Genomic DNA, 18037 nt, shown 5'->3' with positions numbered 1-18037 from the left:
CTGTCACCCCGTCAGATTGGCGAGTAAAGATTGGAGTCGGAGCGATCGAAGCAGTGATAGAAACCAGTCGCACCCATTATTTCGTGAAAATTTCCAAATTTCTTTTGTAGAGAAGTGATTAATCGCCTCTCTACAAGATGCGATAGTTAGTGAGACTTTTTGTTCAGAACAATGACAAATTTCTGGGAGTCGTGTTTTTTAACTTCCCTTCTGCGTTGACTCCGGATCTTAGTTCGCGATGGGGGAGAATCATAGTAAATTTTTTCCTCGCCCCAAGGAAGACAAAGCTGCACGCCTACAGGTTGCCGTTCTCTGCTTTCGCTTGAAGTATTGCTGTTTTTCATAAGTTAATCCTCTGTGTTTGGGTTGTTGATTTATCCCTAAACCCATTAGACAATGCCCATCCAAACAGGAACCCACAAGATGCTATCAAGATACTATCAAGATGCTATCAACTTTCAGATTGAATCCGCTATTTGACAATAAAGACTATAATTTAATGAATAAGACGGGAGAGATAGCTGATGTCCTGGGATGACTTTCTGGAAAAAGTTGCGGATACTCACAGCTTGTTCGATGCGGACGATAGACAGGTTTTCATGACGAGGTTCGCGGAGCGAAATTTAAAGTCAAAGGTATCAAACGCGAAGTTAGCAAATGAGCTGAACGTCAGCGAGGCTACGCTGGGAAGACGATTAGGAGAAGTCTATGGCAAGTTTTCTCAAAGTTGCCCCAAGCTTGATTCTGGTAAAAAGGGTAAATTCGAGCTACTGCGAGAGTGGCTGAAAACTGGATATGCTCAATATCAGGAAACGCGAAAGCTGCCTGGGCTACCTGCAACCTCTAACCTTGCTGCGAATAATCAGACTGAAGGTTTGGTATTTCAGCACACTCCCGACAAGTGGCAGGAGGTTTGTCGCCGGATGCTTCTGGAACAGAAGCGGCTAAGCAGCAATAAGCTAATGCCTCCTCAAATGAAGCGCGATCTGATTGATGAAAATATCTATGTAGATTTGACCTTAGTGCAGCAGGAGCAAATCCAAAAGGTTGGAGGCGACTCATCACCGGAACAGGGTTCGCTGTTGTACGAGTCAACGGGGTACAGCAAAACCGAAAGATTTGAATACAACCAATTTCTCACAACACTCCTCAGTACCAAGAAAAACAATCGAATTGCCATAATTGGTGAACCAGGAGGAGGGAAAACCACGCTTTTACAGAAAATCGCTTTCTGGCTGTTAGATAATACAGATGATTTGGTGATTTGGGTTTCTCTAGGACGTTTAGCAACGAATCTAAGTGATTACATATTTAATGATTGGCTGCGAGATGCAGAGGGAGCTGTCACTGAAAACTTGCAGACATCTTGGAAAAGTCAGTTGGAACAGCGGCAGGTGTGGTTGCTGTTAGATGGGCTAGATGAAATGGCAGCAGAGATGCAGGAAACCTTATCTGCAAGGGGTTTGCTGACTCATGTGCGGATAGTAACAAGTTGTCGGCTGAATGTTTGGCAGGCTAACCCCCGCATTTTGGATGGCTTTGAATTTTATATTACTCAACCGTTCACCTATCCCCAGGTACAGCAGTTTATCGAGAAGTGGTTTAGTAAAGATAACGCATTGGGCGATCGCTTATGGCAAGCAATTCATCAACCAGGAAAGGAACGGATTAAGGATTTAGCCAAAAATCCTTTAAGGTTGACCCTGTTGTGTGCAATTTGGCAAGGGCGAGATGGCGATTTGCCTGATACAAAAGCGAAATTATATCAAAAATTTGTCGATAAAATCTTTGACTGGAAAGCAGAGTATTTCCGCCTGGACTCTAATAATCAAGAGCGGCTGAATGCTAAGCTGGGAGAGTTGGCCAGAGAAGCGATCGATAAAGAACCTACTCGGTTTCGCTTGCGACATAAATTTGTCTGTCAGCTTTTGGGCAAGCCAAAGGATAAAGATTCTCTGCTGCAATTGGCCCTGGATTTGGGTTGGCTGAATCAAGTGGGAATGGATGCAGATGAACCTGAAGAACCTGTTTATGCTTTCTGGCATCCCACGTTTCAGGAATATTTCGCGGCGGGTACCATTGATCATTGGAACTTTTTCCTGAATCACATTCCTGACAACCCCAAAGACTCAAAAGCAAGTTACCGAATTTTTGAGCGCCAGTGGAAAGAGGTTATTTTATTGTGGCTGGGGGGCGAGGATGTACGAACAGAGAATAAGGAAGCCTTTATTAAGGCTTTGGTTGAATTTCAAGATGGATGTCGGGATTGTATTTTAGATCGCAAAGGTTTTTATGAATACCGAGCGTATTGTTTAGCAGCGATAGGTATTGCTGAGTTTAAGGAATGTAGCTGTGCTGATGCAATCCTATCGCAATTGATTAGATGGGGATATGGTTATTTCAATTTAAAGATGCAGATGTGGGTTGGGGAAAGTTGCCCAAGTTCAGAATTAGCGAGGGCTGCATTCCAAGAGAGCGATCGCAGCCGAACCATCCCTGCTTTAATTAACCTGATGCTTAACAGTACCACTGATGCTACTAATGGTTTGTTGGCAAATATGGTTGAGAGTTTGGGAAAAATTGGAACTGGCAACCAACACGCAATCGATGGGCTGCTTGATTTGATTCGTACCACTTCCAATATCTATCCAGATCCATTTATTGAAGGAAAGTATCTCTTTGATAAAGCATTTAATAGTTTAGAACTGATTGGTCAGAACAATCAGCAATTGATAAATGAACTTAATAACATGATGCAAAACAGTCACCATGAATACACTCGTGTAAAAGCTGCTGAATGTTTGGGAAAAATTTATCCGAGTAATGAGCAAGCGATCGGGAAGTTAGTGGATTTGATAGAAAAAAGTGCTTGTGATTTTATGCGTAGTGAAGCGCATTTCTGCTTAGCGCAAATTGCACCCGATCATCCTCAAGCTAGCGTAATTATTGAACCTAGCATTTTTGATGTAGTTCGGCAATTACTCCAATGGCTGCTTGACGAGAAAAAATCTAGTAAAGATGAATTAAAACGTAGATGGGCAGGAGAAACATTCGAGTATATTGCATCTAAATCTCCGAAAGCAATTAAGAGCCTTATTTATTTGATTCGCAATAGTCCTAATGAGCATATTTTTCGGGATGCGGTCAGGCTTTTAGGCAAATTTGGTACTAATGATAAGCAAGCAGTTGCGCTACTGATTGAGTTGAGTCGCCACAGCAATTTTGTAATTAGTCATTTTGCCATTGCATACCTTGGTAATACTAACGTAATGCACGAAGAAGTAATCAAGGTATTAATAGACATGATTTACAACGCTCCAGATATTCGTATTTACACAGCTTCTAGTTTGGGAAAAATACTTAAAAGATATCCGCTGTCATCTGCCGTCTCAAATTTAAAACCTCCTCTGCAAAATCAGATATCTACTCACGAAGATGTCGAGCTTTATCATAAGTGCTACCAGGTTCTTTGGCAATGCGCTGAAACTATGCCTTTCCCAGACTATTATGAAGCTTGGCACAGTTAAGCCACTAATTAGTATTTTGTTTTAGGCAAGGTTTTAAGTTAGTGTAAATATACTCTATACAATGCGATCGCTCTCCAATCATTTATAACAAATATGAGCATCAATGATAAACTTAAGAACATACTGACGCAATTACGATCGCACTTCGAGCAACTCTACGGCGATCGCCTCACCCAAATGGTGATCTACGGTTCCCATCTCAATAAGCCTTTGACGGGCGGGCAGGATGCCCAACCCCTACTCCCCACAAAAAAACTTACTCTTTGTGGAACAGGCATCTTGCCTGTTCCGGAGAATGGTAAAAGATGCAATTGCGAGCACTTTCATCTCCTTTAACTTGCTCTACTACCGCCCTAAAACAGAATACTGAAATCCCCGACTTATTCAACAAGTCGGGGATATAAAACAAGAAAACAGCCCCTACAAATTAATGACTACCTGCTCCAGCCGCCCGTTTAAACGCCTCATCCAACACTTCCGAAAGCGTCGGGTGAGTGTGAACTCGGAATGCTAAAGTGTTAACAGAATCGCGCTGGGCGATCGCATTTGCCGCCTCCTGAATCAAATCCGCAGCGTGCAAACCGAAAATGTGAACTCCCAACAACTCCCCAGTATCTTTCCGGTAAATCACCTTAGCCATACCGTCAGTTTCACCCTCCGCAATAGCCTTAGAATTTCCCTTAAAATAACTCTTGACAGAACCGACCTCAAACCCTTCTGTTTTTCCTAACTCCTTCGCCGCAGGTTCCGTCATCCCCACATAGCTAATTTCCGGGTGAGTAAACGCCGCCGCCGGGATACTCAAATAGTCAACTTCGCGCGCACGGCCACAAATATTTTCTACTGCGGCAATTCCCTGAGCAGACGCAGAATGCGCTAACATCATCTTGCCATTAACATCGCCGATCGCCCACAAATTTTGCACCGGTTCTCCCGCCGCCAAAACCTGCATCTTATCGTTAACTGGGATATAACCGCGCATGGTTTCCACGCCAACAGTTTCTAACCCCAAATTCTTGCTCACCGGAACCCGACCAGTTGCTACCAAACAAGCATCAACTTCCAAAACTTCGACAACTTCCTTAGTTTTGAAATCAGCTAATTCAATAATTACCGGCGAACCAGGAATAATCTTCTTAGCCAACAACCCAACTTTCGTTTCAATATCGCGGGGTGCAATTAACACTCGTTCTGCCAACTTAGCAATATCCGGGTCAAAAGTCGGCATCAATTGGTCTAGAGCTTCAATCATCGTAATTTCGCAGCCCAGGGCCGTGTAAATATCCGAAAACTCCAAACCGATATAGCCACTGCCAATAATTGCGATCCACTTCGGTAGCGATTCCAACCTGACAGCATCATCGCTGGTAAATACAGTTTTGCCGTCAATTTCTATCCCTGGGGGGACAAAGGGAACCGAACCGGGAGCGAGAATAATATCCTTGGCGGTAATAGTTTTCTCGCCTTTATCGGTTTCGACGGTAATTTTTTGAGCACTGGCAATTTTGCCCCAACCTTGGATGACATCGACGTTCAAACGTTTGAGGCTGTTGGTCAAGTCGCCGCGAAGTTTGCTAACAATAGTATTAGCGTGATTGGCGATCGCCCCGCGATCGAAATCCACACTGCCCAATTGAATTCCCAAAGTCTTCAGGTGGTGGGCATTCCGCAAATCTCGCACTCGCCCGGAAGCCGCCAACAGCGCCTTCGAGGGAATGCAGCCGCGGTTGACGCAAGTCCCTCCCATGTCCCCTGCTTCGATAATTGCCACTTTCAGCCCGCAGCTAACCGCGTGTATGGCCGCGCCGTGTCCGCCCACGCCAGCGCCGATAATTGCTAAATCGTAATCAAATCCCTGAGTCACCTTAAAATCTCCTAATGCCTTTGAAATCTTAGGACTCAAGCAAAAAACACCGTCTCTCCGTCCTTTCGGGGTGGCGCGTTGCCATCGCAACCTTTGAACAGCGGTAATAGTTGCATAAGTCCTGTCTCCTTATTCTCGACTAGACTAGGGTTAATTAGACAACGAAAGAGCCGTAACTGAGATTTTTTCAGGGTCAATGATTTTGAGCTGGGTCTACACAAAGTCTCAAATCACTCAGTAGGCGGGTGTAAAGTTAAATACAGTTTGAAGGCTGACAATGCCCGCAGCAGGTTTGATATTGGGGCAGCAACTTGGGCCGCAGGCATTCCCACCGCCCGGTTAAATTCTGTCCCCCTGCTTGTTTGAGTCGGTTTTCATGTCTAATATCTGCACGCGCCGGGGCGCACAGAGTTTGTTGGCAACTTTTGGACTCTATGGAGTGGCTTATGACGGATGACGATGACCAGAAAGATTTACGCCGGGCCTCGGCTCAATCATTTTTTGAGTCCCTGGATGAATTGTTCGATTCTATAGAATCGAACAGCAGTCAAGCTGCACAACCTAAATCTCCACCGCCTCCGGCTAAGTCTGCGAGTCAGTCTTCGAGTTTGCCGAAGAAGACTAGACCTGCGAAAATTAATTTGTCGGATTTTGAAGATGCGATCGCCGATTTGGAACAGTTTATCCAGAGTAAACACCAGAAACGCCCGGAATCGAATCAATAGTGCGATGATACATTTTCAAGTAATGACTGTTGAGTGTTGACTGTTGACGGTTGACTGTTGACGGTTGACAAGCGAAAAATTTTAGATTAATGTTTACGCTCCCAGATGAATCTGTGGAGTCAATTTTTAATGTCAAATTCGGTAGCAGAGGAATCATTCATCTCTCTGTTCTCTGACTCTGTGTCCTCTGCGGTTTAATCAGGCCAAAGCAAGCAGAATTGATATCAATCTCAAATCTCAAATCTCATAGCATAGAAATGATTCATCTCTCTGTTCTCTGACTCTGTGATCTCTGTGTCCTCTGCGGTTTAATCATTCCAAAGCAACCAGAATTTATATCAATTCCCAATCAAAATCGACGGGTTGTTAACGGTGCTTTCGGCTTGACCTGCTTAGGTTGCACCTACAAAACATTCACATTTGGTTGAGGATTGCTTTACAAGAATCAAGCCAGATAAATTATCTCAATTTACTATTAATAGCCTTGTTTTTAGGCTTTGAGTGCTGCGGTAATTGCCTCGATCGCACTTCGATCGCACGATCGCCGATCGCACTCACAGGCAACTCCCATTCATCAATATCAATATCATTGCGGAACTTCACCGGAATATCAGCACCGTTAATAATAGCTCCCAACAGCCGCGGCCCAGATTTATGCGACTCCTCCTCCTCAGATTCCAGCAACTGATCTGCAGCCTCAGACAACATACTAGACAAAGTGTAACCAGGCCGCGCCACCAAAATCATACCGTCCGTGTACGGTTCCAACGTCAGCGCGTCGTTGCACTCGCTCAACGCCGGAGAATCCACAACCACAAAATCAAAGCGGTTGCGAACATCCTCAAACAATCTCCGCATTTCGCTTGATTCTAGTACGGCGGAGGCTTGCCGCAAAAAGCCGGGACTCGGCACAACGTATAGGTTCTCTACCTCTGGAACCAAAAGGACGCACTCGCTAATATTGCCGTAATAGTGCAAAGGTTCCACAGTCGCCAAAGGATCAGCAGCAATTTTCAAAGATTCAACGTTAGAAGGCGATCGCAAATCTGCTTCAATTAGCAAAGTCCGTTTACCCGATCGAGCCGATGCAATTGCCAAATTGTAAGCACTAAAACTTTTCCCCTCCAAAGGCGCCGCCGAAGTCAGCAACACCACCTTCACCGGTTTGTTCCCGATCCGGCGCAAATTAGTACGCAACCGCTCGTAAAATTCCAAATAGGGAGAATTTGTCTCCAGGGCGAGCGGCATTATTTCATCGCCGTAGGAATCAAACACCGTCACTTCAGGCAAAACTGCCAGTATCGGCACCTCTTTTTCCACCAAAGCCGCCCGCACTTCTTCCCAACTGTAAAACTTGCCGTTGAGCATCCCCAACAAAAATATCAACCCCCCGCCCAGCAGCAATCCCACAAATCCGCCCACCGCCAGCATCACGGGCAAACCTCTCTGGTTTGACTCAACGTCATCAGTTTGCGGCAATTGGGCGATTCTCAAACTCCCCGTTGTCTCAGCTACCGCCGCCTCAGCATCTACCAAAGCCGACTGCATCTTGTCGTAGAGAGCTTTTTTGAACGCCACTTGCTGGGCTAACCGCGCTTGTTCTAACTGCTTGTTGGGGATTGTCGCGTGTTCCCGACGCAATAGCTGTTCAGTTTTCTCGATTCCTTGGAGTTGCTGTTGCGCCGCATCCCGCTGCGTTTGCAAAGCAATCAAAGTTTGAGCTAACTGCTGTCTAGCCGGATCTAAAGAAGAGTCTACCCGAATTCGAGCGGCACTTCTGAGCGGAGCCGCCACCCCGTTACCGCCGAGTACCTCAGATTGCCGCTGCTGCAACTGCTGCTCAAAAGCTTGTTTTTGTTTGAGCAATTCTACAATTTTCGGGTGTTCCTCCTGCAAGTCGCTGCGGAGAATTTTGAGCTGAGATTCGATCGAAAACAATTGCACTCGCAGTTGGGCAATAATTGGATCGGCAGAGAGTGCTTGAGCGACGTAAGCTTGCTCCACATTCAATCCCAAGCGATCCTGCAAACTGTTCATTTGAGCTTCAATTCCTCCCAACTGCACGCGGAGTTGTCGCTGCTGCTGTTGGCTGCTGGTAATCGCTTGCGGCAGTGCACCGCTCTGAGCTGCTAAAATTGAAGTTCCTTCTCGTTTTTCGTAGGCTTCAAGTTTTGCTTCCGTCTCTCGGAGTTCCTGAGTTACTGTGGGCAAACGCTTGTTAATTTGGGCGATAGTCTCACGCAGTCTAGAAGTATTAATACTTTTGCTGTGTTCCACCATTTCGTACATCAGCGTCCTTACTACCGCTTCTGCTTTTTTGCGATCGCCATTTTTGTACAATACTTGAATCAAAGCGCTGGGGTCATTACTCTTACTTGGCATCTTTATCTGCACGTCTTTGCCCAGCTTTTTAGCCAAAGCTTGTATTTTTTCTTTCGCTTCTTCTTTGTTTAATTTTTCTTCGGATTTAACGAGTTTTTCGGCTGCTGGTTCAACCACCCTTGTATCCAGCAGCATATCTTTAGTTATTTCTTGTCCTTCCTGTTGAATTTTAGTAGTCGTCGATGAAAAAATCACGCTCGGTCTGTCGTAGGCCAGCGTACCTATTGCAACGTAAACTGGCGCCGGCTTTGGCTGCACGGCCACTACTCCCGACACACCAACAGTCACCGCGAGAGTAGCCAGTCCCACCCACTTGTATTGGTCGAAAGCAATTAAATAACGTTTAACAACTGATAAAGTCATGACAATTTTAGATTTTAGATTTTAGATTTTAGATTGCTAATTCTTAACGATAACTAATGACTGCTGACTAATTCTACAAACCCCCAAAAAACCTTAGAAAATTCGGTCTGCGAGCTAAACCCATATCGCCTAAGTCATTCCCCATCTTAAATCTAAAATCTAAAATCTAAAATCTAAAATGGTATGACTACCTATCATTGCGTGACGGGCCGAACAAATCTGTTACTCCATTTCTCAACTGCTCAAAGAACAGAATAAATCCCAAAGTATCGCGGAATGGTCGAGTAAAAGTATTGATTACATAACCAATGCGCTCTACCAAATTTCTACCAATCACAATTACATCATTATCTTGCAGTATCGGGTTCTGAGAAATATTGCCCTCCAAAGCAGCTTTAGCATCTATCGAACGGTTGATTGCTCTACCTTGCTTTTCCTCGAACCGAATCAGGGCTATTTCCCGCAAGTTAGCTAGATTAACAGGCAAGTTGTTGAGAGCATCCAAAAACCTGCTGCCATTTTCTACGTAGAACGAGGTCAAACCACCACTAGCGTAACTCAAAACTCGAACGTAGATCCGGGGCTTAATCAGAGTAGACCGCGAAACAAGAGCTTTGTCGTAGTCTAGGTTTTTGGTACTAGCGTCCAATTCCGGGATGATAATCACATCTCCCGATGCCAAAGGAAAATCGAACAAATCCTTACCATTTGCTAGGGGAGTGTAGAGGTCGATTGGTTCCTCCACCGAGGAGCCGTCCATCAGCGTCCGCCGCACTCGCACCTCCCGCAAATCGGCTTCTCCCGTGACTCCCCCCGCAATCACCAAAGCAGCCGAAATTCGACCAGAGCCCGCCGGAAGCGTGTAAAAACCCGGTTTGCTGACTTCTCCGGTGACAGTGACTTGGATGGGGACAGCGGCAGCAGCTAGGCTGTACCTGGATGCTAAATCTTGATCGGATTTGCGATCGGGCGTAACCTGTTTATACGGTACAACGATCGCATCTCCATCTTCCAAACGCAAATCCGGCGGAGCAATACCAGTTTGCAACGGTGTCAAAATATCAACAACTTGCTCCGCGACAGCACCTCCCGGCAGAGTCCGCCGCACCCGCACCGCCCGCAGTTCCGCCGTAGGAGTAGTCCCAGCAGCAGCCGCCAAAGCCGCAGGAAGCTGGGGGGTTTGCAGCGGATAAAAACCCGGTCTGGCCACTTCCCCCGTCACCGTCACCACTACCGGGCGCTGAACCAGCAAAGCAGCCGAGACTTGAGGATTTTTGATAAATTGGCCAAAGCGCTCCCGGAGGCGCTGCTGTGATTCTTCGACAGTAAGGCCGCGCACATTTACTGTTCCAATTAGCGGCAGTACAATTACCCCTTCAGGGCTGATTGCACCCGTAAAACCTAGCTCTGGGAAGCGCTGAACTTGAACAGAAATCTGGTCTCCCGGGCCCAGGCGGTAGGGCCGATTCCGAAAAGCTGGGTTAATATCCCGGTTGAAATTGGCAGGCGGCGGTGGCGTTACAGGCAATGGCGGTGGCGCCACGAGTCGATCGTCTCGTGGAACAACAGATTGAGCTAAAGCCGTTTCCGAAAAATTTTTGCTATTAAAACCCCAGAATACAGCAGCAAAAGATAAAGTCCAAGCAGTTGAATACAGACCTGCCAAGGAAAAAGCGAGGCGATTTTTAATTGTGGATTTTTGCCGCATTTTCAGAGGATTTAAAAAAGTAATATTTTGAATAATGACCTGACTGGTAAGTTTCATCTAAATAGAGCGACGAGAAAAAAAAATAAGATATTTTCGGGCGAGTTGAAACCTGATATTTACTAGGAAGCAGTTGATTTTGGCAAAACCCACCCACGCCCAAGGCTGCTTTATTTGCACTTACCTGCTTACTCAAAGCGAAAAGTTTCTGTAATTAATTTAGCCTGAACACTTTCACCGAGAGATTCGAGCAATGGTTGAGCTATCTTAATATCGCCCTGCGGTTGAATGGGAAGGATAATACTGACAGCCACCCAAGAGGCGCGGCGGTTCGAGAGTCTAGCAATACTGTCTTCCCAAAACCAGCGACTGGTTGCTGGAGAACCCCCGTTAGGCCAAGCGTACCACTGCACGACAGCAAAAGTTTGTTGGGGAGTCCAACTTCGGAAAAACCTCGCCTCGACAGTAGGCGGTGGCTGGTCGGGTATTGGTGCTAATTTAACTGTAAACCTCAAAGTGCGATGAGAATCGGTTTGCCACCGGTGAAATCCATCGATATCTAGCCATTCCACTTGGGGCTGGTTTTTGGGGTAATTTTGAGGCAACAGCAATAAAATGGCAATTGTTTGATCATTTTTAATTTCTTGAACTAACCATCTGTGAGCGCCAATTTGGACGTTATTCTGAACACCTATAACCTGCCATCCAGGAATTTTTATCCCGTTTTGGCGCAAACTTCTTAATTGCTTGAGGTTGGCAAGGGTTGGCGGGTTTGTCCAAGGCCACCTTCCCGTCGCGTAGCCGGGAATTGCTACTGCCCCAACTAATACCAGCAAAAACACCAGTACCATAATTTTAGATAATTGATACCGCCGCAGTAGTTTCTGTGCTGAAATCATCTGTTTCATTAATTGCCAGACTGACTTGGGAAATACTTGTCCATCCCGTTGAGGAGAAGTACCAATAACCCTAGTATACAAGCAGAATATAAATCTCCGCCCCATCCGGCGTGTAGCCAAGTAAAAAGCGCCTCTCTACCGGTTCCGTGAAAGTAAGTTAGCAAAGTATTGCGAAAAATGTTGGAAGTGATGCTAATAATGGATGTAATCACTAAAAACAAAAGACTTTTTTTGCGAGAGTTCAAAACTCCCGTCCAATCCAGCAGAATTAAGCTGACGTAAAGACTGGTAAACAGCATTTTCAAGCCTGCACAGTGCGGAGCAACTTCTACAATGTGCTCGTTCACGTACAGATAAATTTCTTCCACTCTCACGTTGATACCAACCTTAATTAATATCCAGCCTGATGCTTCAGCAATGAATTGCTGTAAGGGCAAGGCGTAGGGTTCTATGAGGTAAGGAATGTGGTTGGGCGAAGCCAGAAATACGAATAAAAGCGGCATCGCCTGCAATTGCAAGCCGGGAATTCCTTTTAAAGATAAGCAAATGCTGGCCAGCATTACGGGCAGGGATAAATTTACTAAATCGCTCAAGCGACTCAGATAAAAAAGCGTGGCTAGTACCAGTAAAAAGCCTCCCAAAGGATGCGGTGAGTTGGGTAAGCTGCGCCAGCACTTTCGGTTCATCCAAGCAATATAAGCTGCGTAGGGCAAACCAATTAGTCCGTGGCTGAAATATTCGTGTTCGAGGCTGATGCTTTTGTTCAACCAGCCATCGTACCAGTGTACTAGCAGGGGGGCGTACAGCAGCACTAGGAGCGCTGTGATACCTTCCCCCAGGAGGTATCGCTTGAAAACAATGCGAATTTTACGCTGGATGTGCATGGTTTGAGAAGTTTTAAGATTGCTGCGCTGGATTCGCAACGCTTTGGGGCTTTAAAGTGTTAGTTAAAGATTTGTTAATTATCCACAAAAACGCTTTGATAACCGCACCCTACTGCTTGAAACACCTCCAGCATAAGTTTTATGAACAATTAGCAATTCAATGATAGTACGATCGCCCGAACAACTTGCTCGATCTGAGTATTGCTCAATCCGGGATACATTGGCAATGATAAAATCTGTTCGCACAGGGTTTCTGCGTGGGGGAAGTCGCCGCGATTGCCTAAGTTTTGGTAGGCGGGTTGCAGGTGACAAGGTACGGGATAGTGTATACCTGTTTGAATGCCGTGTTGGGCGAGTTTTTCCTGAAGGGTGTTGCGGTCGAGCCTTTTCGAGGGCTTCGCTAACGAGCTTTCCTCAGTAATTCGGATAACATAGAGGTGATAAATGTGACCGCTGCTGCTGTGGTTGGCGATCGGTACAATGCCTTTGTGTTTCAGGGGTTCTAGTAGAGTATCGTAGTGTTGGGCGGCGGCGGTGCGATCGCGATTCCATTTTTCTAAATAAGGCAATTTAACATTGAGCACGGCGGCTTGCAAATTGTCGAGACGGCTGTTGCTACCGATTTCTGTATGCAAATATTTGCTGGGTGCTCCGTAATTGCGGAGAGTTCGCATTTTGTCTGCGAGCTCTGCATCATTAGTAATTAACATCCCGCCGTCGCCAAAAGAACCGAGGTTTTTGCTGGGGTAAAAGCTGAATGCTGCTGCTTTACCAATGGAACCTGCGCGGTATCCTTCTCTTTCGGCTAAGTGCGCTTGGGCGGCATCTTCAAATATGATTAAATCGTGGCGATTCGCAAAATCTAAAAGCTGCCGGGGCGATACCATTTGACCGTAGAGGTGTACGGGAATAATTGCTTTAGTTTTCGAGGTAACTGCTGTTTCGGCTGCTGTGAGGTCAATCAGGGCGGTTTCCGGGTCACAATCTACAAGAATAGGTATAGCTCTGGCTTGGAGAACGGCGATCGCAGTGGCGATAAAAGTGTTAGCGGGTATGATTATTTCGTCGCCCGGATTAATGCCGCAAGCTTGGAGTCCCAGAGCGATCGCATCTGTTCCGCAAGCCACTCCTACGCCGTATTTTACTCCTGAAGCTGCTGCAAATGCTGTTTCAAATTCGGCGAGTGCTTGGCCTAAAATAAAATCTCCTTGCTCGATAATTTTTCCAATTGTTTCTGTTATTTGATATTGGATTGGTTGGTGTTGCAGGGAGAGGTTGACAAATGGAACTTTTGGCGGGCGACTACTCATACATCAGAGGAATACTAATTATTTATATTAACATTTAAGTGCGGATATCTTTTATTTTTTTTTAACCGCAGAGCGCGCAGAGGGCGCAGAGGAAAAGAGGAAGAGAGGAGAAAGCCGATCGCACTTTTCTGGAGCTGTCAATTAAATCAAACTTTTTCTGTAATATAGAATCAGATAATTTTCCAGCAATCAAACTCATGGAATACAAAAAACTAGGCGACAGTGACTTATCAGTATCTGAAATCTGTTTGGGTACGATGACTTATGGCCAGCAGAACACCGTTGCAGAAGCGGCCCAACAGCTCGATTTTGCGATCGATAGAGGAATCAACTTTATCGATACGGCAGAAATGTATCCTGTCCCTGGAAAGGCGGAAACTCAGGGCAAAACAGAGGAATATATCGGCGAATGGTTGGCGAAACAGCAGCGGGATAAAGTCATTATAGCGACTAAAGTGGCGGGCAGAAGCACTCGCTTAAAGTGGATTCGGGAAGGGAAAAATCAGATCGATCGCCCAAATGTCGAAAAAGCCCTGAATGACAGCCTGAAGCGCTTGCAAACTGACTATATCGACCTCTATCAGATCCACTGGCCCGATCGCTACGTGCCACTTTTTGGCGCACCGGATTACGACATCGCCCAAGAACACGAAACAGTATTAATTTTGGAACAGTTAGAGGTATTTTCTGACTTAATTAAAGCTGGCAAAATCCGCTATTTAGGTTTGAGCAACGAGACGCCTTGGGGAGTTTGCGAGTTTTGCACGTTGGCTGAAAAACACGGCTTGCCGAAAGTTGTTTCGATTCAGAATGCTTTCAGTTTGAGCAATCGGACATTTCACCTAAATTTAGCAGAAACTTGCCGTTTTAAGAATGTGGGATTGATGGCTTATAGTCCTTTGGGGTTTGGGCTGTTAACGGGGAAATACTTGAATGGAATTCCCGAAAATTCGCGGTTGGCTTTATTTGCGGGATTTGGTCAGCGTTACGATAAAACTAATCTGAATGATGCGGTGAAAGCGTATGTTGAGATTGCGGGGCAACATGGGATAAGTCCGGCGCAGATGGCTTTGGCGTATGTGCGCTCGCGCTGGTTTGTGACTAGCACAATTATCGGTGCAACAAGTCTCGAACAGTTGGAGGAAAATATCGGTAGTTTGGAGGTGAATTTGGATAAGGAGATTGTTTCGGAAATCGATGCGGTGCACGCTAAGTATCCGAATCCGACACCGTAAGTTTATTAGTAGGTTGGGTTGAGGTAACGAACCCTATGTTTCACTTCGCCCAACTTACCACTTTAATATGCGAAAATTACATAAACAGAACTTACGCACTCCGCCAAAGAAACCGGGTTTTTTACTCCATCTGCGGGCTGTAACGAAGTTTTATTTCAAAAAACCCGGTTTCTGAGTTCCCCTGTGTAAGTTTTATTTGAGGAAGTTTGAAACTTCAGGTTGGGAAAAGGTTTCTGAATGCGATCGCACTCACGTATTAGATGTGTTCAGAGGTTTTCTTCAGGAAGTGATGCAGCTAGCTGTAGATAAAGGTTACATCACGTTGGAAGAGAAGGAGGAGTTTATTAGTCCGGCTTTTGCTAGCAGTACCGATGCTGCGGTATTGAGCAAGTAGTTTGTTTGGGTGGTGTTTTGGGCGATCGCACCTAAGTATTAATTTATCCCCTCACATTTATCCCTAATTTTTATCCTTAAACAAAGGGTGTTAAGGGCGATCGCACCTAAGTATTAATTTATCCTACGAATATTTTAACCGCAGATGATGTACGGGCGTCCCGCCCGTACCACGGTTTAGCTTGTTTGCATTTTACTCTTCTTCTGAGTCCTCAACTTTAGACTCTTTAGACTCTTTGGCTTGCTGTCGAATCTGCTTGAGTTCTTCTTTTGGTTTCCAGTTGCTTTTGGGAGTTAGTCTGTACACGTCAGTACGTCCCCTACGCTGCTCCTTCAGTATTAAACCCGCATCACATAGAGTTTTGAGGGCATATTGGGCTTTTCTGACGCTCATATGACAGATTTCTGCTGTTTTCTTCAGTTTAGCGAAACACTGACCGTTAAGTTTTCCCCCTGTCCTGCGAACTACATGGGCATAGAGTCGGAATTCGTAGGGGTCTAAGCCGTATTCATCGAGATCTGAATGGACAACTGGCAAGGGTTGTAAGTCATTTTTGGAATTTTTATTTGTGGGCTGAAGCGGCTGTTGAAGTAAGTCATTTTCCGAAAAAGTCTCTCCTATTAGCCACGGATCCGAGTCTTCCTCGTCATCTTGATGATTCTTCTCTATCGACATATGTTTTACGTGCATAAGTACAACTGCATCAAGTGCATCTTAGCATATGCACGTGATGCGTATAATATATGCACTTGATGCACAAGTCAGGTTATTAATATAAGATAACTTAAATTTACACTGAAGTATTTACTTATAAGGATATAAATTTCGGGTCTAGCACCTAAAGTTAAGCCCCAAAGTTTAATGTTGCTAGGCTTGTGCAAGCTTTTGCGAAAATAGAAAAAAGATGCTATAGTCTCTGAAAGACAAAACAAAAAGACAAAACAAAAGCGTCCTCAACACTTCTCAGGTGTAAGGACGCTAAGTCTCAACACTTCTCAGGTGTAAGGACTCTCTAATGTTTTGTATTTTTCGTAAAATCGAATCTTACAGTGGCTGCGCTGGCGTGCATCAGGTCACTTTAAAGATTCTGTTGTTGTTTAGACATTTACAAACATGATAACACAAAATCCGCTTTCGCTACTAGACAAGCTGTCTAAGCATCCTCGTGGTTTGGAGCTAGCTTATCTGGTTTATCAGCTCCATCAAGATAGTCAAAGGCATACACAGCCAGAGCCTCGGCTTGTTGCGATCGCCTTGAACCTAGCCAAGCGTCAAGGTATAAAAGACAGACCATACTTCAAAGGTATGGCTAATGACGAGATTCGCGGGTGGATTGCTCAGCACTCTCCCAAGCAGGAAATTAACTGAAAACAAAATAGCTTAGACAGCAGCCAGTCAGCTTACTGGCTGGCTTAGCTGTATCTAATCTACTTGTTGTAATTGTGAGTATCAATCCACCCAACACTTAGTCAAAGAAGCTAATGGCTAACATCCAAATTGCTGAAAACAGACCACTTAGTGAGCTACTTGAAATAGCACTCTCTACTCAAGCAAACTTGAACCGCATTCTGCTTGAAAAAATTGAAGCAAAGGACAAAACTATCGAATTGCTTCAAATTGAGAATGAACAAAAATGCAATGAAAAGCTTGAACTGCAACAAAAGTTAGATGACTCAGAAGATGAAAAGCTTGAACTGCAACAAAAGTTAGATGACTCAGAAGATGAAAAGCTTGAACTACAACACAAGATAGATTCATTGGAGGATGAGAACCGTGAACTGCGACAACGAGTAGATCCCTTTTCGCCAGATGGTCTTTCGATTGAAGACTGTTTTGACGAGGAATATTAAACAGGGATGTAGGTAAATTCATCAAAAGGGCGATCGCCCTTCCCATCCAAAAAATAGGACAATGGTAAAAGGCGATCGCACTTGACCCTAAAATCTTTCTCAACTAAACCCATGAGTACAATTCGCTTACAACTAGCCGAATACTTGAAATGTCGAGGTTTCACCCCCGAAAACTTAGTCGAAGCTGTGGGCGAAACACTCAATCCTGAAACCGTATACCAACTGATCGAAAAAGCCGAAAACCTCAGCCACCTAGACTTATCCGTCCTAGCCGCCATTATAGATGGCTTGAGCAAACTCAATGGTTTTCCAGTCGGCATCGCAGAAGTGCTAATATTTTTTCCTGATATTTCCGAGGAAGCATTGGCAAAATCGCCTTGGCGTCAACTTTACCTCGTCGATAATGAAATTCCCCCCTATGATTGGGGAGATGTAGACCCCCTCGAAGGCACAAAGCCTGTGCGTTTTATTCCGGGAGTTGGAATAGTAATTCAGGACAATGAAATTGCAACGACTAGCCAAGAAGACATCCAGCCATTTACTAGAATTACCTCCGATTCAGAATTCATGGCGGGAAAACCTTGCATTCGCAACTTACCCATAACTGTTGAAACTATCATCTCAATGATGGCGTCTCACTATTCGACAGCAGAAATACGCCAAACCTATCCAGAACTTGAAGAAGCAGACTTTAAAGAAGTTATCGCCTATGCTAAATGGCGAATTCAAGAAACAAATCCGATCGACATTGGCAATAAAAAGGTAGAGAAAGTTTGTGAGTCAGCTACCTGATTTTTTGCAGGTGAGGGCCGTGGTGCTAGTTATAGTCATTTCAAATAAATGTGAGACAGACGTCAGATCATGATAAAATCGCTAAAAGTAGTTAATTAGAAAAAAAT

15 protein-coding genes are annotated in these 18037 nt (G+C 45.0%); 8 read left to right on the top strand and 7 right to left on the bottom strand.

Annotated features, from left to right (window positions below; genetic code table 11):
* Positions 1–524 precede the first annotated feature (524 nt).
* Entirely contained in the window at positions 525–3527 is a 3003-nt protein-coding gene (locus tag QUA36_RS14610; RefSeq protein ID WP_333458199.1) for a HEAT repeat domain-containing protein, read from the top strand.
* 93 nt (positions 3528–3620) lie between these two features.
* On the top strand, positions 3621–3863 hold the full coding sequence (locus QUA36_RS14605) for a hypothetical protein (protein ID WP_333458198.1): 243 nt from the start codon (positions 3621–3623) through the stop codon (positions 3861–3863).
* 91 nt (positions 3864–3954) lie between these two features.
* On the opposite strand, the gene lpdA is transcribed toward QUA36_RS14605, so the two are convergent.
* Positions 3955–5391, bottom strand: coding sequence for a dihydrolipoyl dehydrogenase (gene lpdA, locus QUA36_RS14600; protein WP_333458197.1), 1437 nt, complete (start codon positions 5389–5391; stop codon positions 3955–3957).
* Positions 5392–5837: 446 nt separating this feature from the next.
* On the opposite strand from lpdA, the gene QUA36_RS14595 reads away from it, so the two are divergent.
* Positions 5838–6116, top strand: a complete 279-nt coding sequence (locus QUA36_RS14595) for a hypothetical protein (protein ID WP_333158222.1) — start codon at positions 5838–5840, stop codon at positions 6114–6116.
* Positions 6117–6575: 459 nt separating this feature from the next.
* Here QUA36_RS14595 and QUA36_RS14590 read toward each other — a convergent pair whose 3' ends face one another.
* From QUA36_RS14590 to QUA36_RS14570, 5 genes are all read right to left on the bottom strand, one after another.
* Positions 6576–8861 carry a lipopolysaccharide biosynthesis gene (locus tag QUA36_RS14590; protein WP_333458196.1) on the bottom strand — a complete coding sequence of 762 codons (2286 nt, stop codon included), beginning with the start codon at positions 8859–8861 and terminating at the stop codon, positions 6576–6578.
* A 187-nt stretch (positions 8862–9048) separates the two neighbouring features.
* Positions 9049–10626 (bottom strand): polysaccharide biosynthesis/export family protein, encoded by a 1578-nt coding sequence (locus tag QUA36_RS14585; RefSeq protein ID WP_333458195.1) that lies wholly within the window; start codon positions 10624–10626, stop codon positions 9049–9051.
* A gap of 128 nt (positions 10627–10754) precedes the next feature.
* Positions 10755–11474 carry a cyanoexosortase B system-associated protein gene (locus tag QUA36_RS14580; protein ID WP_333453861.1) on the bottom strand — a complete coding sequence of 240 codons (720 nt, stop codon included), beginning with the start codon at positions 11472–11474 and terminating at the stop codon, positions 10755–10757.
* On the bottom strand, positions 11474–12349 hold the full coding sequence (gene crtB / locus QUA36_RS14575; protein ID WP_333453863.1) for a cyanoexosortase B: 876 nt from the start codon (positions 12347–12349) through the stop codon (positions 11474–11476). Before crtB ends, QUA36_RS14580 begins: the two co-directional genes overlap by 1 nt.
* Before the next feature lie 149 nt (positions 12350–12498).
* Positions 12499–13659, bottom strand: a complete 1161-nt coding sequence (locus tag QUA36_RS14570; RefSeq protein WP_333458194.1) for a DegT/DnrJ/EryC1/StrS family aminotransferase — start codon at positions 13657–13659, stop codon at positions 12499–12501.
* A 197-nt stretch (positions 13660–13856) separates the two neighbouring features.
* Here QUA36_RS14570 and QUA36_RS14565 point away from each other — a divergent pair, with 197 nt between their 5' ends.
* Positions 13857–14894, top strand: a complete 1038-nt coding sequence (locus tag QUA36_RS14565; RefSeq protein ID WP_333458193.1) for an NADP(H)-dependent aldo-keto reductase — start codon at positions 13857–13859, stop codon at positions 14892–14894.
* Between the two features lie 196 nt (positions 14895–15090).
* Positions 15091–15288 (top strand): hypothetical protein, encoded by a 198-nt coding sequence (locus tag QUA36_RS14560; RefSeq protein ID WP_333458192.1) that lies wholly within the window; start codon positions 15091–15093, stop codon positions 15286–15288.
* Between the two features lie 192 nt (positions 15289–15480).
* Here QUA36_RS14560 and QUA36_RS14555 read toward each other — a convergent pair whose 3' ends face one another.
* Positions 15481–15978: a helix-turn-helix domain-containing protein gene (locus tag QUA36_RS14555; protein ID WP_333458191.1), complete on the bottom strand. Its 498-nt coding sequence runs from the start codon at positions 15976–15978 to the stop codon at positions 15481–15483.
* 423 nt (positions 15979–16401) lie between these two features.
* Between QUA36_RS14555 and QUA36_RS14550 the strand changes: the two genes are divergently transcribed.
* The 3 genes from QUA36_RS14550 (at position 16402) to QUA36_RS14540 (ending at position 17930) form a co-directional block, all read left to right on the top strand.
* A complete protein-coding gene (locus QUA36_RS14550) occupies positions 16402–16656 on the top strand; it encodes a hypothetical protein (protein ID WP_333458190.1) in 255 nt (84 codons plus the stop codon).
* Between the two features lie 113 nt (positions 16657–16769).
* Positions 16770–17138, top strand: coding sequence for a hypothetical protein (locus QUA36_RS14545; protein ID WP_333458189.1), 369 nt, complete (start codon positions 16770–16772; stop codon positions 17136–17138).
* Between the two features lie 111 nt (positions 17139–17249).
* Positions 17250–17930 carry a DUF433 domain-containing protein gene (locus tag QUA36_RS14540; protein WP_333458188.1) on the top strand — a complete coding sequence of 227 codons (681 nt, stop codon included), beginning with the start codon at positions 17250–17252 and terminating at the stop codon, positions 17928–17930.
* Positions 17931–18037: the final 107 nt, after the last annotated feature.

The sequence above is a fragment of the Microcoleus sp. Pol10D4 genome, from assembly GCF_036701555.1.
Lineage (GTDB): Bacteria > Cyanobacteriota > Cyanobacteriia > Cyanobacteriales > Microcoleaceae > Microcoleus.
Note: the sequence above shows the minus strand (reverse complement) of the source record. Positions and strands in the feature narration are given on the sequence as shown.

What these genes read in the sequence shown, in the direction of transcription:
- QUA36_RS14590 (WP_333458196.1), bottom strand. Translation starts at nt 8,861, where the DNA reads ATGACTTTATCAGTTGTTAAACGTTATTTAATTGCTTTCGACCAATAC.
- QUA36_RS14565 (WP_333458193.1), top strand. Translation starts at nt 13,857, where the DNA reads ATGGAATACAAAAAACTAGGCGACAGTGACTTATCAGTATCTGAAATC.
- QUA36_RS14595 (WP_333158222.1), top strand. Translation starts at nt 5,838, where the DNA reads ATGACGGATGACGATGACCAGAAAGATTTACGCCGGGCCTCGGCTCAA.
- QUA36_RS14610 (WP_333458199.1), top strand. Translation starts at nt 525, where the DNA reads ATGTCCTGGGATGACTTTCTGGAAAAAGTTGCGGATACTCACAGCTTG.
- QUA36_RS14570 (WP_333458194.1), bottom strand. Translation starts at nt 13,659, where the DNA reads ATGAGTAGTCGCCCGCCAAAAGTTCCATTTGTCAACCTCTCCCTGCAA.
- QUA36_RS14585 (WP_333458195.1), bottom strand. Translation starts at nt 10,626, where the DNA reads ATGAAACTTACCAGTCAGGTCATTATTCAAAATATTACTTTTTTAAAT.
- QUA36_RS14540 (WP_333458188.1), top strand. Translation starts at nt 17,250, where the DNA reads ATGAGTACAATTCGCTTACAACTAGCCGAATACTTGAAATGTCGAGGT.
- QUA36_RS14555 (WP_333458191.1), bottom strand. Translation starts at nt 15,978, where the DNA reads ATGCACGTAAAACATATGTCGATAGAGAAGAATCATCAAGATGACGAG.
- QUA36_RS14545 (WP_333458189.1), top strand. Translation starts at nt 16,770, where the DNA reads ATGGCTAACATCCAAATTGCTGAAAACAGACCACTTAGTGAGCTACTT.
- QUA36_RS14605 (WP_333458198.1), top strand. Translation starts at nt 3,621, where the DNA reads ATGAGCATCAATGATAAACTTAAGAACATACTGACGCAATTACGATCG.
- QUA36_RS14580 (WP_333453861.1), bottom strand. Translation starts at nt 11,474, where the DNA reads ATGAAACAGATGATTTCAGCACAGAAACTACTGCGGCGGTATCAATTA.
- QUA36_RS14550 (WP_333458190.1), top strand. Translation starts at nt 16,402, where the DNA reads ATGATAACACAAAATCCGCTTTCGCTACTAGACAAGCTGTCTAAGCAT.
- crtB (WP_333453863.1), bottom strand. Translation starts at nt 12,349, where the DNA reads ATGCACATCCAGCGTAAAATTCGCATTGTTTTCAAGCGATACCTCCTG.